Genomic DNA, 13,849 nt, shown 5'->3' with positions numbered 1-13,849 from the left:
TCAATCGCTTGCCGATCCCAGGAACACCCAGGAAACTGCCCGTGAACACCGCAAACAGCATTCTTCTGTCCCCCGTCGACAATGTCGCGGTCGCCAACGGCCGCATCGAGATCGGCGCAGTGCTGCCGGGCGGCGCCGTTGCCACGGCGCTGATCGAACCCGGCCACAAGGTGGCGATCAAGCCGATTGCCGCCGGCGAGGCCGTGGTCAAATACGCCCAGGCGATCGGCCGCGCCACTGAAGCCATTGCGCCCGGCGAGCATGTCCATTCGCACAATCTGGTCTTCGAATCCGGGCGTTTGCCGGTGGTGCCGCCGAGCGAGGCCGTGCACGCCACAGAGGCCGATCGCGCCCGCACCTTCATGGGCTACCGCCGCGCCGACGGCCGTGCCGGCACGCGCAACTTCATCGGCGTTCTCGCCAGCGTCAATTGCTCGGCCACCGTTTGCCACGCCATCGCCGACGAGGCGAACCGGACGCTGCTGCCCAGATATCCGGGGATCGACGGCTTCGTTCCCATCGTTCACGGCCAGGGCTGCGGCATGAGCGCCACCGGCGACGGCATGATGGTGCTGCACCGCACGCTGGCCGGCTATGCTCGTCACCCGAATTTTGGCGGTGTGCTGATGGTCGGTCTCGGCTGCGAGGTCAACCAGCTCACCCTCTATGGCCAGAAGGGCGTCGCCGCAGGAAAGCGCCATTTCAACATCCAGGAAGCCGGCGGCTCGCGCAAATCTGTCGAGAAGGCGTTGGTCGTGCTGGCCGAGATATCAGAGGAGGTCGGCAAGCTTGAGCGTGAGCCGATCCCGGTCAGCGAGATCGTCGTCGGCCTGCAATGCGGCGGCTCCGACGGCATGTCCGGTATCACCGCCAATCCGGCGCTGGGCGCCGCCGTCGACATCCTGGCCGGCGTCGGCGGCATCGGCATCCTTTCCGAGACGACGGAAATCTACGGCGCCGAGCATCTTCTGGCCTATCGCGCGGCGACCCCGGAGATCGCCGCCAAGCTCGATGGCTATGTAAAATGGTGGGAAGACCATGTTGCCAAGCATGGCGCCTCCATCGACAACAATCCGTCGCCAGGCAACAAGCGCGGCGGCCTGACCACCATTTTGGAGAAGTCGCTTGGCGCCGTCGCCAAGGGCGGCCAGACGCCGCTCAACGGCGTCTTTGGCTACGCAGAGAAGGTCGCCGGCCACGGGCTGGTGTTCATGGACACGCCCGGCTACGACCCGGTTTCCGCCACCGGCCAGGTGGCAGGCGGCGCAAACGTCATCGTCTTCACCACCGGCCGCGGTTCCTGCTTCGGCTGCCGGCCGACACCGTCGATCAAGGTCGCCAGCAACTCGACCATGTACCATACGATGAAAGAGGACATGGACGTGAATTGCGGCGTCATCGCCTCGGGCGAAAAGACCATTGCCGGCATGGGCCGCGAGATTTTCGAGCTGATCGTCGAGACGGCTTCCGGCCGCAAGACCAAGAGCGAGGAGTTCGGCTACGGCGACAACGAGTTCGTGCCGTGGCACCTCGGCGCGACCCTCTAGACCAGCCATTAACTGACTTAAGACATGGACGGGCCGGCAAATGGCCGGTGGGAGGCTTTGCATGAAGAAACGCCGTGTCGGCAGCACCGCGCTGGAAATAACCGAGGTCAGCTTCGGCGGCGCGGCGGTCGGCGGGCTCTACCGAGCCTGCCCGCGCGAGACGGCGATGCAGACGCTTCAGGTCGCCTGGGATGCCGGCTTGCGCTATTTCGATACCGCGCCGTTCTACGGCTTTGGCCTTTCGGAACGCCGCTTCGGCGACTTCCTACGCGACAAGCCGCGGGACTCCTACGTGCTGTCGACCAAGGTCGGGCGCCTGTTGCGGCCGGTGCCGGAAGACCGGATTCCGGACCATTCCTATGCCGATCCGCTGCCCTTTGCGCCCGACTACGACTATTCCTACGACGGCATCATGCGCTCGGTCGAGTTCAGCTATGCGCGGCTTGGCCTCAATCGAATCGACGTCCTGTTCGTCCACGACATCGGCGTCTATACGCATGGCGTCGAGAAAACGAAGCTGCATTTCCGCCAGTTTATGGATGGCGGGCTGAAGGCGCTGGAAGAGCTGAAGTCGCACAAGGTCATTTCCGCCTACGGCCTTGGCGTCAACGAGGTGCAGATCTGTCTCGATGTGCTGCGCCAGGCGCCGCTCGACTGCATCCTGCTCGCCAGCCGCTATTCGCTGCTCGACCGCACCGCCGAAGCCGAATTGCTGCCGCTTTGCCGGCAACGGCAGACCTCGCTGATCATCGGTGGCGTCTTCAACTCGGGCATCCTGGCGACCGGCCCGGTGCCGGGTGCGCATTTCGACTACCTGCCGGCCACCCAGGACATTCTCCACCGCGTCGGCGCCATGGAAAAAATCGCCGCCGAGGGCGGCTACCCGCTTGCCGCGGCGGCGTTCCAGTTCCCGCTGCACGAGCCTGTGGTGGCTTCCGTGCTGACGGGCACCGCCAAACCGGCCAATCTGGAACGAAATCTGCAACTGCTCGACATCCAGGTGCCCGAAACAGAATTCGCCGAATATGATCCCTACACGGTCGTTCAGAAGCTCGGCTGATGCGCTGCGGCCTTCGCCGGTTGAACGGCGGACGGTGCGATCAGGAGGCGCCCCACCTTACGCCTCGAAAAAGAACGAATATTCCATCTTGACTGGCAGATGGAATTAATATTCCATACCTTTTCGGGAAGGGGTTTGGCAATGAGGATCGGCACTCCCTTCCGGTCGAGGCATAGGCAGGACGATACGAAACACCGCTTGCGTCGACCGGACCGATGCACTATCAAAATGCGGTAAATGTTTTTTATTGATAAAGTTCCGTTTGGCCAGCGCCTATCCAAACCGAGCTTCCGCTACGTTCACCAGGCGACCTAGGGAGGAAGTCTAAATGAAATTCGTGACCAGCATTCTCAACCGCCGCGCATTCGTGGCGCTCGCCGCCGCCTCGATGCTTGCCGGCGTGATGCATTCGGCGCCGGCTTCGGCGGCGGACGTAACCATTCCGATCATCGTCAAGGACACCACCTCTTTCTACTGGCAGATCGTCCTGGCCGGCGCCCGCAAGGCCGGCAAGGACCTCGGCGTCAACGTGCCGGAACTCGGCGCCCAGGCGGAGACCGACGTCAACGGCCAGATCTCGATCCTTGAAAACGCCGTCGCCGGCAACCCGGCTGCCGTGGTCATCGCACCAACCGAGGCCAAGGCGCTCGGCAAGCCGATCGACGAGGCAGCCACCAACGTCAAGATCATCGGCATCGACTCCGGCGCCGACTCCAAGGCCTTCACCTCGTTCCTGACCACAGACAATATTCAGGGCGGCCGCGTCGCCGCTGACGGCCTGGCGGCCGCGATCGGCGAAGCCAATGGCGGCAAAATCGAGGGCGATGTCGCCCTGATCACCGCGCTTCCGGGTGCAGGCTCGCTCGAGCAGCGCGCCCAGGGCTTCAAGGAACAGCTTGCCGCCAAATATCCCGGCCTCAAGCTCATTGCCGACAAATACGCCGACGGCCAGGCCACCACCGGCCTCAACATCGCAACCGACCTGATCACCGCCAACCCGAACCTCAAGGGCATCTTCGCCTCCAACCTGATCATGGCGCAGGGCGTCGGTCAGGCGATCGCCGAGAACAGCCTTGCCGGCAAGGTCGGGCTGATCGGTTTCGATAGCGACGAGAAGCTGGTCAAGTTCCTCAATGACGGCGTCATTTCCGGCCTCGTCGTCCAGGATCCGTACCGGATGGGCTATGACGGCATCAAGACGGCGCTCGCCGCCTCGAAGGGCGAGAAGGTCGAGGCCAATGTCGACACCGGCGCCAACCTCGTCACCAAGGCCAACATGAAAGATCCGAAGATCGACGCGCTGCTCAATCCGAAGCTCGACTGAGCACCGGCATTGGCACACCGTTTCCGGGGCTTTTTTTGCCCCGGAAACGACCTACACGCGTGCCACTCTTGAGGCCGATCTGGGAGGCCAATCTGGGGAGGCCAATCTGGGAGGAACGTCATGACGTCGACGGCGCAGGAACTGCATCCCGCCCCAACGCTGGAACCGGGCAGGACGATCCTCGAACTCAAGGGCTTGGAAAAACGATATCCCGGCACGCACGCGCTGAAGCCGGTTGACCTCGCCTTCAAGGCCAGCGAAATCCACGCCATTGTCGGCGAGAACGGTGCCGGCAAATCCACCCTGATCAAGCTTTTGACCGGCGTCATGCCGCGCACCTCCGGCGACGTCATCTGGGAGGGCAAGCCGGCAGCGCTGGCGACGCCGCATGAGGCGATGGCGCTCGGCATCAATGCCGTGCACCAGGAGGTCGTTCTGTGCCGCCATCTCACTGTCGCGGCCAACATGTTCCTCGGCGAGGAGGATTCCCGCTTCGGCATCCTGCAGCAGCGGGCCATGGTCCGGGAAGCGCAGAAGATCATCGACGATCTCGGCTTCGATCTGCCGGCGCACGTCGTGCTGGGTGACCTGACCATAGGCCAGCAGCAGCTGATCGCCGCCGCCCGCGCCACCGTGCGCGGCACCAAGTTCCTGATCTTCGACGAACCGACTGCCTATCTCACCCGCAAGGAAGCCGACCAGCTGTTCACGCTGATCCGCCGGCTGAAGGGCGAAGGCGTCACCATCATCTACATCAGCCACCGCATGGAAGAGGTGTTCGAGCTCGCCGACCGCGTCTCGGTGCTGCGCGACGGCACGCTTGTCGGCACCAGGAACATCGCCGAGACCAACGACGCCGAGCTGGTCAAGATGATGATCAACCGCTCGATCGAGCAAGTCTATCACAAGGAGCATTTTACCCCGCGCGCGACGCTGCTCGAAGCCAGGAATCTCTCCGGCAAGGGCTTCGAAAATGTCTCGATGACGGTCCGCGCCGGCGAAATCGTCGGGCTCTACGGGCTGATCGGCGCCGGGCGCAGCGAGTTCGTCACCACGCTCTACGGCCGTCACCGCAAGTCGGCCGGCCAGATCCTCTGGGAGGGCAAGGAGGTTCAGGTCAACTCCGAGCATGACGCCATCAGGCTCGGCATGGCGCTGGCGCCGGAAAGCCGCCGCGACCAGGGCCTCTGCCTCAACCTGCCGGTCGGCCTCAATCTCAATCTGCCGATCTACAAGCGCATCTCCAGCAATCTGCTGATCTCCAGCGCACAGGAGAAGACCGAGGCGGATCGCCAGATCGCCAATCTCAGGATCAAGACGCCGACGCGTCACGCCCTCGCCTCCAGCCTGTCCGGCGGCAACCAGCAGAAGATCGTCATCGGCAAATGGCTGGCGCACGGCGCCAAGCTGTTCATCTTCGACGAGCCGACAGTGGGCGTCGATGTCGGCACCAAGGCCGAGATCTACCGCCTGTTCAGTGCGCTTTTGTCCAAGGGCGCCGGCATCATCCTGATCTCGTCCTATCTGCCCGAGGTCTATGAACTGGCCGACACGCTGCATGTGTTCCGGCGCGGCAAACTGGTGGCCACTCATGGTTTCCATACTGCCGACCATGAGGAGATCCTCACCCAGGCACTGGCCGAGAAACAAGAAAAACCGGGAGGACAGATATGAGCACCGAGGCGATCGCGGCCGAAAGGCCGAAACGCAACTACAACGCGCTGTTCGGGCTGACGCTGCTGGCGCTGCTGGTGCTGTTGTGGGTCATCCTGTCGGTGGCGACGCCGAGCTTCGCCTCCGCCAACAACATCTCGAACCTGCTACGGCAAGGTTCGATGATCGCCATCCTGGCGGTCGGCCAGACCTTCGTCATCATCACCGGAGGTATCGACCTTTCCGTCGGCGCCGTGGTTGGCTTCGCCACCGTCATCGTTGCGATGCTGATCAATGCCGGCGTGCCGATTTACCTCGCCATCCTGATCACCTTGCTGGTTGGCGTCGCCATCGGCCTGTTCCACGGCTTTGGCATCGTCAAGATGGGCCTGCCGCCCTTCATCATCACGCTGGCGACGCTGACCTCGCTGCGCGGCATCGGCCTTTTGATGACCAATGGCAACTCGATCTCGATCAACAACGATGCCTTCCAGACATTTTCGCGCAGTTCCTTCGCCGGCGTCCCCAATCTGTTCTGGATGGTGATCCTGGTCGGCATCCCGGCGTATGTATTCCTGCATCACAGCCGCTGGGGCCGGTATCTGTTCTCGGTCGGCTCCAACGCCGAGGCCTCGCGTCTGTCCGGCGTCAACGTCCAGCGCACCATCTACATGGCCTATACGCTGTCTGGCCTCTGCGCGGCTTTTGTCGGCGTGCTGCTTGCCTCGCGCATCGGCATCGGCAATCCGACGCAGGCCGAGGGCTGGGAGTTGCAGGCGATCGCCTCGTCGGTGATCGGCGGCACCTCATTGTTCGGCGCCGTCGGCTCGGTGCACGGACCGCTGCTCGGCGCCTTCATCCTCGCCACCATCAACAACGGCGCCAATCTCTTGAACGTCAATGCCTTCTGGCAGCGCATCATTACCGGCGTGCTGATCATCGTCATCGTCTATTTCGACGGCCTGCGCCGCCGCGGCAAGTAGACCATCTTAACAACCGCCGGCCCGGCGATCGGGCCGGCGGTGCCATGAACCGACTGGATCAAAGCATGAAAGCCGTCATCTGCCGTTCGCCCGGCGATCTTGTTGTGGAAGACCGCCTGGCGCCGGGCACACCACCGCCGGGCTGGGCGCTGGTCGCGGTCAGTCATGTCGGTATCTGCGGCACCGACTATCACATCTTCGAGGGCAAGCATCCGTTCCTCGCCTATCCCCGCATCATGGGTCACGAGGTCTCCGGCACCGTGATCGAGGCCGGCGAAGGCGTCGACCTGCCGGTGGGCGAGCCGGTGATCATCAACCCGTATATCGCTTGCGGCAAATGCAGCGCCTGCCGCCTAGGCAAGCCGAATTGCTGCGTCAGGATCGAGGTGCTCGGCGTCCACCGCGACGGCGCCATGTGCGAACGGATCCTGGTGCCGGCGCAAAATCTTTATCCGGCCAACGGCCTGTCGCTGGCCGATGCCGCCGCCGTCGAATTCCTGGCGATCGGGGCGCATGCCGTGCGGCGCTCGCTGGCTGATCCCGGCGCGCGCACGCTGGTCATCGGTGCCGGGCCGATCGGCCTCGGCACAGCGCTGTTTGCCCGCATCGCCGGTCTCGACGTGACGCTGCTCGACATGAGTGCCGAGAGGCTGGGTTTTGCTGCAAGCGAACTCGGCTTCGCCACCCTCGACGCATCACGGCAGTCTGCGACCGATCTGGTGCGCGAGGCGACCAACGGCGAAGGTTTTGACGCGGTCTTTGATGCCACCGGCAACAGCCAGTCCGTCCAGTCAGCCTTCGCCCATGTCGCACATGGCGGGACGCTGGTCCTGGTCAGCGTCGTCAAGGACGACATCGTCTTTTCCGATCCTGAATTCCACAAGCGCGAGATGACGCTGATCGGCAGCCGCAACGCTCTGCGCGTCGACTTCGACCATGTCGCCGCCTCGATCCGCGATGGTGCTGTGCCGCTGGCAAAGCTCGTCACCCATCGCACGACGCTTGGCGACACGCCGCGCGACCTCGCCCGCTGGGCGCATGAGAAATCCGGCCTGATCAAGGCCGTCATCCAGGTCGGATGAACCGGACTTAAAGCGCCGATATCTTGAGCTCGACCCGCTCAGCCGGAAACCGGGTTTCGGCAAACTGGATCGGCTGGCCGTCCGGCGTGACGTTGACGGCGACCGTGACCAGCACGATGGCGCCGGGCTGCAGATTAAGATCGGCAAGGTCTGCGGCGTCCGCGTGGCGGGCCGACAGCACCGTCGATTGCCTGAGATAGTCACCGATGCCGAAACGCTGGAATGAGGCGGTCACCGATCCGGTTTCGGCCATGACGGCATCGATGCGGGCGAAGCGAGCTGCGTCGAACCAGCCGGTGGCACGCGAGACCGGTTGCCCATCGGCTTCGCCGCGTGTCTCGAGGCGTATTACAGTCGAACCTCTGGCAAGCCCCAGCCCTTCGGCGACGCGCCGGCTGGCCGGCTCGACCGCCGATTCGAGCAGCACGCTGCGGCGCTCCGACGCCTGCCCTTGCAAGCCCTCCGAAAAACGGGTGCGGGCGCCGATCGGATAGGACAGGCGCTTGCGCGACAGCACGAAGGTGCCGCGCCCCTGTTCGGCCCTGAGCACGCCATCCTGCACCAGTGCGGCGATGGCGCTGCGCACCGTGTGGCGGTTGACGCCATAGCGCTCGGCCAGTGCAACTTCCGGTGGCAACGCAGCATTCTCGGCAAAGTCGCCGACGGTGATCGAATGCAGGATCTGGTCGGCGATCTGCCGCCACAGCGAGACGCCGCTGCGCCGCTCCAAGCTGCTGGCCATCTGCTGACCGATCATCTCTTTGCCCCGATCTTTTCGCCCCCGTCATCCATCCGTCATGGACACGCATTAGAAAATAGATATAATTTGTATAATTGTCTATATCAATAGACGAATTTTCGATGCCAGGGAATGTTAACCATGCGAGGACAGGAAGCGCGCGATCAGCAGCTTGAGCGCAAGGCCGTCATGGCGACGTTGGCGCAATCGACCGGCGACGATATCGTCCGCCTCTGGAACGAAGCCGGCCTTCCTTCGGAAGCAGAACTCCTGCGCGGCCCCGAAACCGGCCTGGTCACCGTGCGTGGCCGCATCGGCGGCGGCGGCGCGCCATTCAACGTCGGCGAGGCGACGGTCACCCGCGCGACGGTGCGGCTTGCCTCGGGAGAAGTCGGCCACTGCTACGCGCTGGGCCGTGACAAGCAGAAAGCAAAACTGGCGGCGATCGCCGACGCGCTCTGGCAGGATCCCACAAGCCGCAACGAGCTCGAGAGCAAACTCATTGCGCCGCTGCAGGCCGCACTGGCCAGCCGACGTGAGCGGCGGCGCGCCGAGACGGCGGCAACGAAGGTCGATTTCTTCACCATGGTACGCGGAGAAGACTGATGGACATCGCAACCCAGGCGATCGAGGGCGGCTTTGCCGATCCGGTGTTCGACGCCCAGACGGTGTTCCGCGCCGTGATGGACGCAATGGCGCGGCCGGGCACCCTGCAGCCTCTGCCGGTCTGTGCCCGCCCCCCCGCGCCGCTGTCGGCCACCGCGGGCGCCATCGCGCTGGCGCTGTGCGACAACGACACGCCGCTCTGGCTCGACCTCGTTTTGCAGGCCCCAGCAGCGTTGAAATCCTGGCTCGGCTTCCACACCGGCGCGCCACTGGCCCACACGCCGGCCGATGCGCATTTCGCGCTGATTGCCACGCCGGCCGAGATGATGGCGCTCGACGGCTTTTCACAAGGCACCCAGGACTATCCCGACCGCTCGACGACGCTGATCCTGCAGGTCAGCGATCTCGCCTCAGGCGCCCCGCTGCTGCTCGAAGGTCCTGGCATCGAAACTACCGCGACAATCGCGCCGGCGCAGATGCCGCGCCACTTCGTCGAACAATGGAAGCAGAACAATCAGCGCTTTCCCCGTGGTGTCGACATTATCCTCGCCGCCCCGGAAGGCGTTGCCTGCCTGCCGCGCACGACGCGCATCAAGACGATGGAGGCGTGATATGTATGTCGCAGTAAAAGGCGGTGAAGCGGCTATTGCCAACGCCCACGCCCTGCTCGCCGACCGCCGCCGCGGCGACCGTTCCGTGCCGGCGCTTCGCCTCGACCAGATCGTCGAGCAGCTGGCGCTCGGCGTCGACCGGGTGATGAGCGAAGGCTCGCTCTACGACCGTGAATTGGCGGCGCTGGCCATCGTTCAGGCGCGCGGCGACATGATAGAGGCGATCTTCCTGGTTCGCGCCTATCGCACCACGCTGCCGCGCTTCGGCTACACCAGGGCGATCGACACCGGCGCCATGCTGGTCGAGCGGCGCGTGTCGGCGACCTACAAGGATCTGCCCGGCGGCCAGCTGCTCGGCCCGACCTTCGATTACACGCATAGGTTGCTCGATCCCGAGCTTGCCGCCGGCGGCGATGTCGCCGAGCCGCTGCAGCGCGCCAGCGACGCGGAAGCCATGCCGCGCGTCTCTGCCATCCTTGCCCGCGAAGGCCTGATCGAGCCTGACGGCGACATGCCGCAGGACCATGTCCCCGGCGACATCACTCGCGAGCCGCTGGAATTCCCGATGGCGCGCGACATCCGCCTGCAGGCGCTGTCACGCGGCGACGAGGGTTTTTTGCTGGCGCTCGGCTATTCCACCCAGCGCGGCTATGCCCGCAACCATCCGTTCGTCGGTGAGGTTCGCATCGGCGAGGTCGAGCTGGAACTCGACGTGCCGGAGCTGCCTTTCGCCGTACCGCTCGGTACTGCGCGTGTCACCGAGTGCCAGATGGTCAACCAGTTCAAGGGCTCGGCCAAGGCGCCGCCGCAATTCACCCGCGGCTACGGCCTCGTCTTCGGCCAGAGCGAGCGCAAGGCGATGGCCATGGCGCTCTGCGACCGCGCGCTTCGCGCAACCGAACTCGGCGAAGATGTCGTCGCCGCTGCCCAGGACGAGGAATTCGTCATCTCGCATTCCGACAATGTCCAGGCGACCGGCTTCGTCGAGCATCTGAAGCTGCCGCACTATGTCGACTTCCAGGCCGAGCTCGACCTGGTGCGCCGCATGCGCGCCGAGCACGACGCGCGCGAGAATGCCGGCAAGGTCGAAGAAAAAAGGGAGGCCGCGGAATGACCGCACAACCGACCGATATCGCAACCTACAACTTCGCCTATCTCGACGAGCAGACCAAGCGGATGATCCGCCGCGCGATCCTCAAGGGCATCGCCATTCCCGGCTATCAGGTGCCGTTCGCCTCACGCGAAATGCCGATGCCCTATGGCTGGGGCACCGGCGGCGTCCAGGTTACCGCTTCGATCATCGGCCCGGACGATGTGCTGAAGGTCATCGATCAGGGCGCCGACGATACCACCAATGCGGTTTCGATCCGCGCCTTCTTCAAGAAGGTCGCAAATGTCGCCGTCACCACCGACACGGCGAAGGCGACCATCATCCAGACCCGCCACCGCATCCCCGAGCACCCGCTGACCGCAGGCCAGGTGCTGGTCTATCAGGTGCCGATTCCCGAGCCGCTGCGCTTCCTCGAGCCGCGCGAGACGGAAACGCGCAAAATGCATGCGCTGGAGGAATACGGCCTCATGCATGTAAAACTCTACGAAGACATCGCCAGGCACGGCCGCATCGCCACCACCTATGCCTACCCGGTCAAGGTCGAGGGTCGCTATGTGATGGACCCGTCGCCGACGCCGAAGTTCGATAACCCGAAAATGCACCGTTCGCCGGCCCTGCAACTGTTTGGTGCCGGCCGCGAAAAGCGCATCTATGCGCTGCCGCCTTTCACCGACGTCGTCAGCCTCGACTTCGAGGACCATCCGTTCGAGGTGCAGACCTTCGACCAGCCCTGCGCACTGTGCGCGGCCGAAAACGTCTATCTCGATGAGGTCATCCTCGACGACCATGGCGGCCACATGTTCGTCTGCTCCGATACCGACCATTGCGAGAAGCGGCGCGAGCAAGGCCATCGCGGCCACCTTGCGCCCGAGACCCCTCCTGCCCTGGAAAAAACGGAGCCGGCGCAATGAGCGACGAGCCGCTGCTGCGCGTCTCCGCGCTGTCCAAGTTCTACGGTTCGCGCATAGGTTGCGAGAACGTCAGCTTCGACCTGTGGCCGGGCGAGGTGCTGGCAGTGGTCGGCGAATCCGGATCCGGCAAGACGACGCTGCTCAACTGCCTGTCGACCAGATTGTTGCCGAGCTCCGGCACCGCCAGCTACCGCATGCGCGACGGCCAGTTCCGCGAGCTTTACCGCATGAGCGAGGCCGAGCGCCGCTTCCTGATGCGCACCGACTGGGGTTTTGTTCACCAGAACCCGGCCGACGGGCTGCGCATGACGGTGTCGGCCGGGGCCAATGTCGGCGAGCGGCTGATGGCGGTCGGCGACCGCCACTACGGAAAAATCCGCGCCACCGCCGTCGACTGGCTGTCGCGCGTCGAGATCGACGAGGACCGCATCGACGACGAACCGCGCGCCTTTTCCGGCGGCATGCGCCAGCGCCTGCAGATCGCCCGCCACCTCGTCACCGGGCCGCGACTGGTGTTCATGGACGAGCCGACCGGCGGCCTCGACGTCTCGGTGCAGGCGCGCCTGCTCGACCTGTTGCGCGGCCTGGTCACCGATCTCGGCCTGGCGGCGATCGTCGTCACCCACGACCTTGCGGTGGCGCGTCTGCTGTCGCAACGCATGATGGTGATGAAGGACGGCCGCGTCGTCGAAAGCGGCCTCACCGACCGCGTGCTTGACGATCCCCGCGCGCCCTACACCCAGCTTCTCGTTTCTTCCATTCTGCAGGTGTGATCATGGCAACCCCGCTCGTCGTCTCCGATGTCGCCAAGAGCTTCACCATGCATCTGCGTGACAGCATCAGACTGCCGGTCGTCGCCGGCGTGTCGTTCTCGATCAGGAGCGGCGAATGTGCCGTGCTCGGCGGCCCCTCCGGCGCCGGCAAGAGCTCGATCCTGAAGATGCTCTACGGCAACTATGCCGTCGATGCAGGCCAGATCATCGTCCAGCACGAGGACGGGCTCATCGATCTGGCGACGGCCAGCCCACGCACCGTGCTTGCCGTGCGCCGGCTCACGATCGGCTATGTCAGCCAGTTCCTGCGCACAGTGCCGCGCGTCTCGGCGCTGGATGTCGTCGCCGAACCGCTGGTCGAGCGCGGCGAGGACCGCGAGGTCGCGCGCGGCAAGGCACGCGCCTTGCTGGCGCAACTCAACCTGCCGGAAAGGCTCTGGGCACTGCCGCCGGCGACCTTTTCCGGCGGCGAGCAACAGCGCGTCAACATCGCGCGCGGCTTCATCACCGAGCACCCGATCCTGCTGCTCGACGAACCGACCGCCTCGCTCGACGCCAGCAACCGTGACGTGGTGATTGCGCTGATCGCGGCCAAGAAGGCGGCCGGCGTCGCCCTGCTTGGCATCTTCCACGACCACGACGTGCGCGAGGCAGTGGCCGACCGCGTCATCGACGTGACCGCTTTTGCCGCCGGGAAAATCGCCGCATGACCAGAAAACTGTCGGAAACGCCGCTGGTCCACGAAACGGCGGAAGTCGACAACTCGACGCTCGGCCGCTGGACCGAGATCGCCGAACGCTGCCGGCTTTCGGAAAGTACGCTCGGCGACTATTCCTACATGATGCAGGACTGCAGCGCCTGGTGCGCGACGATCGGCAAATTCGCCAACATCGCCGCCAGCGTGCGCATCAACGCCACCAACCATCCGACCTGGCGGCCGACGCTGCACCATTTCACCTATCGCGCCTCTGACTATTGGGACGATGCCGAGCACGAGAGCGAATTCTTTGCCCAGCGCCGCGCCAAACGGGTCACCATCGGCCACGACACCTGGCTTGGCCACGGCTCGACCATCCTGCCCGGCGTCAGCGTCGGCGACGGCGCGGCTGTCGGTGCCGGCGCCGTGGTGTCGAAGGACGTGGCGCCCTACACCATTGTCGGCGGCGTGCCGGCCAAACCGATCCGCGAACGCTTCGACCGCCGCACTGCGGAACGCTATCAGGCACTTGCCTGGTGGGATTGGGACCACGCCCGCCTGCGCGCCGCGCTCGACGATTTTCGCCAGTTATCGGCGGAGGCGTTTTTGGAGAAGCATGGCGGTTAGTGAATGGTGAATGGTCAATAGTGAATGGCGGCAGGGAAGCCGTTCTTGTCACCATTCACCATTCACCATTCACCATTCACCATTCACCATTCACCATTCACCATTCACCATTCACCATTCACCAT

14 protein-coding genes are annotated in these 13,849 nt (G+C 64.4%); 13 read left to right on the top strand and 1 reads right to left on the bottom strand.

All coding sequences use genetic code 11. From position 1 onward, the window contains the following. Nucleotides 1–41: 41 nt before the first annotated feature. The 6 genes from AC0L2B_RS12520 (at nt 42) to AC0L2B_RS12495 (ending at nt 7,649) form a co-directional block, all read left to right on the top strand. Nucleotides 42–1,547, top strand: coding sequence for a UxaA family hydrolase (locus AC0L2B_RS12520; protein WP_473745551.1), 1,506 nt, complete (start codon nt 42–44; stop codon nt 1,545–1,547). Nucleotides 1,548–1,608: 61 nt separating this feature from the next. Beyond that, complete coding sequence (locus AC0L2B_RS12515; RefSeq protein WP_473745550.1) at nt 1,609–2,607, top strand: aldo/keto reductase; 999 nt, start codon at nt 1,609–1,611, stop codon at nt 2,605–2,607. A 328-nt stretch (nt 2,608–2,935) separates the two neighbouring features. Continuing rightward, nucleotides 2,936–3,931, top strand: a complete 996-nt coding sequence (locus AC0L2B_RS12510) for an ABC transporter substrate-binding protein (protein WP_027153111.1) — start codon at nt 2,936–2,938, stop codon at nt 3,929–3,931. Between the two features lie 120 nt (nt 3,932–4,051). Further along, nucleotides 4,052–5,605 (top strand): sugar ABC transporter ATP-binding protein, encoded by a 1,554-nt coding sequence (locus AC0L2B_RS12505; RefSeq protein WP_473745549.1) that lies wholly within the window; start codon nt 4,052–4,054, stop codon nt 5,603–5,605. Then, nucleotides 5,602–6,567 carry an ABC transporter permease gene (locus tag AC0L2B_RS12500; protein ID WP_473745548.1) on the top strand — a complete coding sequence of 322 codons (966 nt, stop codon included), beginning with the start codon at nt 5,602–5,604 and terminating at the stop codon, nt 6,565–6,567. The genes AC0L2B_RS12505 and AC0L2B_RS12500 overlap by 4 nt, the downstream gene beginning before the upstream one ends. A gap of 65 nt (nt 6,568–6,632) precedes the next feature. Next, nucleotides 6,633–7,649, top strand: a complete 1,017-nt coding sequence (locus AC0L2B_RS12495; RefSeq protein ID WP_473745547.1) for a zinc-binding alcohol dehydrogenase family protein — start codon at nt 6,633–6,635, stop codon at nt 7,647–7,649. Nucleotides 7,650–7,656: 7 nt separating this feature from the next. On the opposite strand, the gene phnF is transcribed toward AC0L2B_RS12495, so the two are convergent. Next, complete coding sequence (gene phnF, locus AC0L2B_RS12490; protein WP_473745546.1) at nt 7,657–8,406, bottom strand: phosphonate metabolism transcriptional regulator PhnF; 750 nt, start codon at nt 8,404–8,406, stop codon at nt 7,657–7,659. A 123-nt stretch (nt 8,407–8,529) separates the two neighbouring features. Here phnF and phnG point away from each other — a divergent pair, with 123 nt between their 5' ends. The 7 genes from phnG to AC0L2B_RS12455 are packed head-to-tail and all read left to right on the top strand — an operon-like array spanning nt 8,530 to nt 13,724. After that, nucleotides 8,530–8,994 (top strand): phosphonate C-P lyase system protein PhnG, encoded by a 465-nt coding sequence (phnG, locus tag AC0L2B_RS12485; protein ID WP_473745545.1) that lies wholly within the window; start codon nt 8,530–8,532, stop codon nt 8,992–8,994. Next, a complete protein-coding gene (gene phnH, locus AC0L2B_RS12480) occupies nt 8,994–9,605 on the top strand; it encodes a phosphonate C-P lyase system protein PhnH (RefSeq protein WP_473745544.1) in 612 nt (203 codons plus the stop codon). Before phnG ends, phnH begins: the two co-directional genes overlap by 1 nt. Nucleotide 9,606: 1 nt before the next feature. After that, nucleotides 9,607–10,719 (top strand): carbon-phosphorus lyase complex subunit, encoded by a 1,113-nt coding sequence (locus AC0L2B_RS12475; protein WP_473745543.1) that lies wholly within the window; start codon nt 9,607–9,609, stop codon nt 10,717–10,719. Next, complete coding sequence (locus AC0L2B_RS12470) at nt 10,716–11,627, top strand: alpha-D-ribose 1-methylphosphonate 5-phosphate C-P-lyase PhnJ (RefSeq protein ID WP_473646817.1); 912 nt, start codon at nt 10,716–10,718, stop codon at nt 11,625–11,627. Before AC0L2B_RS12475 ends, AC0L2B_RS12470 begins: the two co-directional genes overlap by 4 nt. Further along, a complete protein-coding gene (gene phnK, locus AC0L2B_RS12465; RefSeq protein ID WP_473745542.1) occupies nt 11,624–12,400 on the top strand; it encodes a phosphonate C-P lyase system protein PhnK in 777 nt (258 codons plus the stop codon). Before AC0L2B_RS12470 ends, phnK begins: the two co-directional genes overlap by 4 nt. Nucleotides 12,401–12,402: 2 nt before the next feature. Then, on the top strand, nt 12,403–13,110 hold the full coding sequence (gene phnL / locus AC0L2B_RS12460) for a phosphonate C-P lyase system protein PhnL (protein ID WP_473745541.1): 708 nt from the start codon (nt 12,403–12,405) through the stop codon (nt 13,108–13,110). Beyond that, nucleotides 13,107–13,724 carry a DapH/DapD/GlmU-related protein gene (locus tag AC0L2B_RS12455; RefSeq protein ID WP_128169633.1) on the top strand — a complete coding sequence of 206 codons (618 nt, stop codon included), beginning with the start codon at nt 13,107–13,109 and terminating at the stop codon, nt 13,722–13,724. The genes phnL and AC0L2B_RS12455 overlap by 4 nt, the downstream gene beginning before the upstream one ends. Nucleotides 13,725–13,849 lie beyond the last annotated feature (125 nt).

It is taken from the genome of Mesorhizobium sp. WSM4815, assembly GCF_055811575.1.
This window is presented reverse-complemented; position numbering and strand designations above follow the sequence as displayed.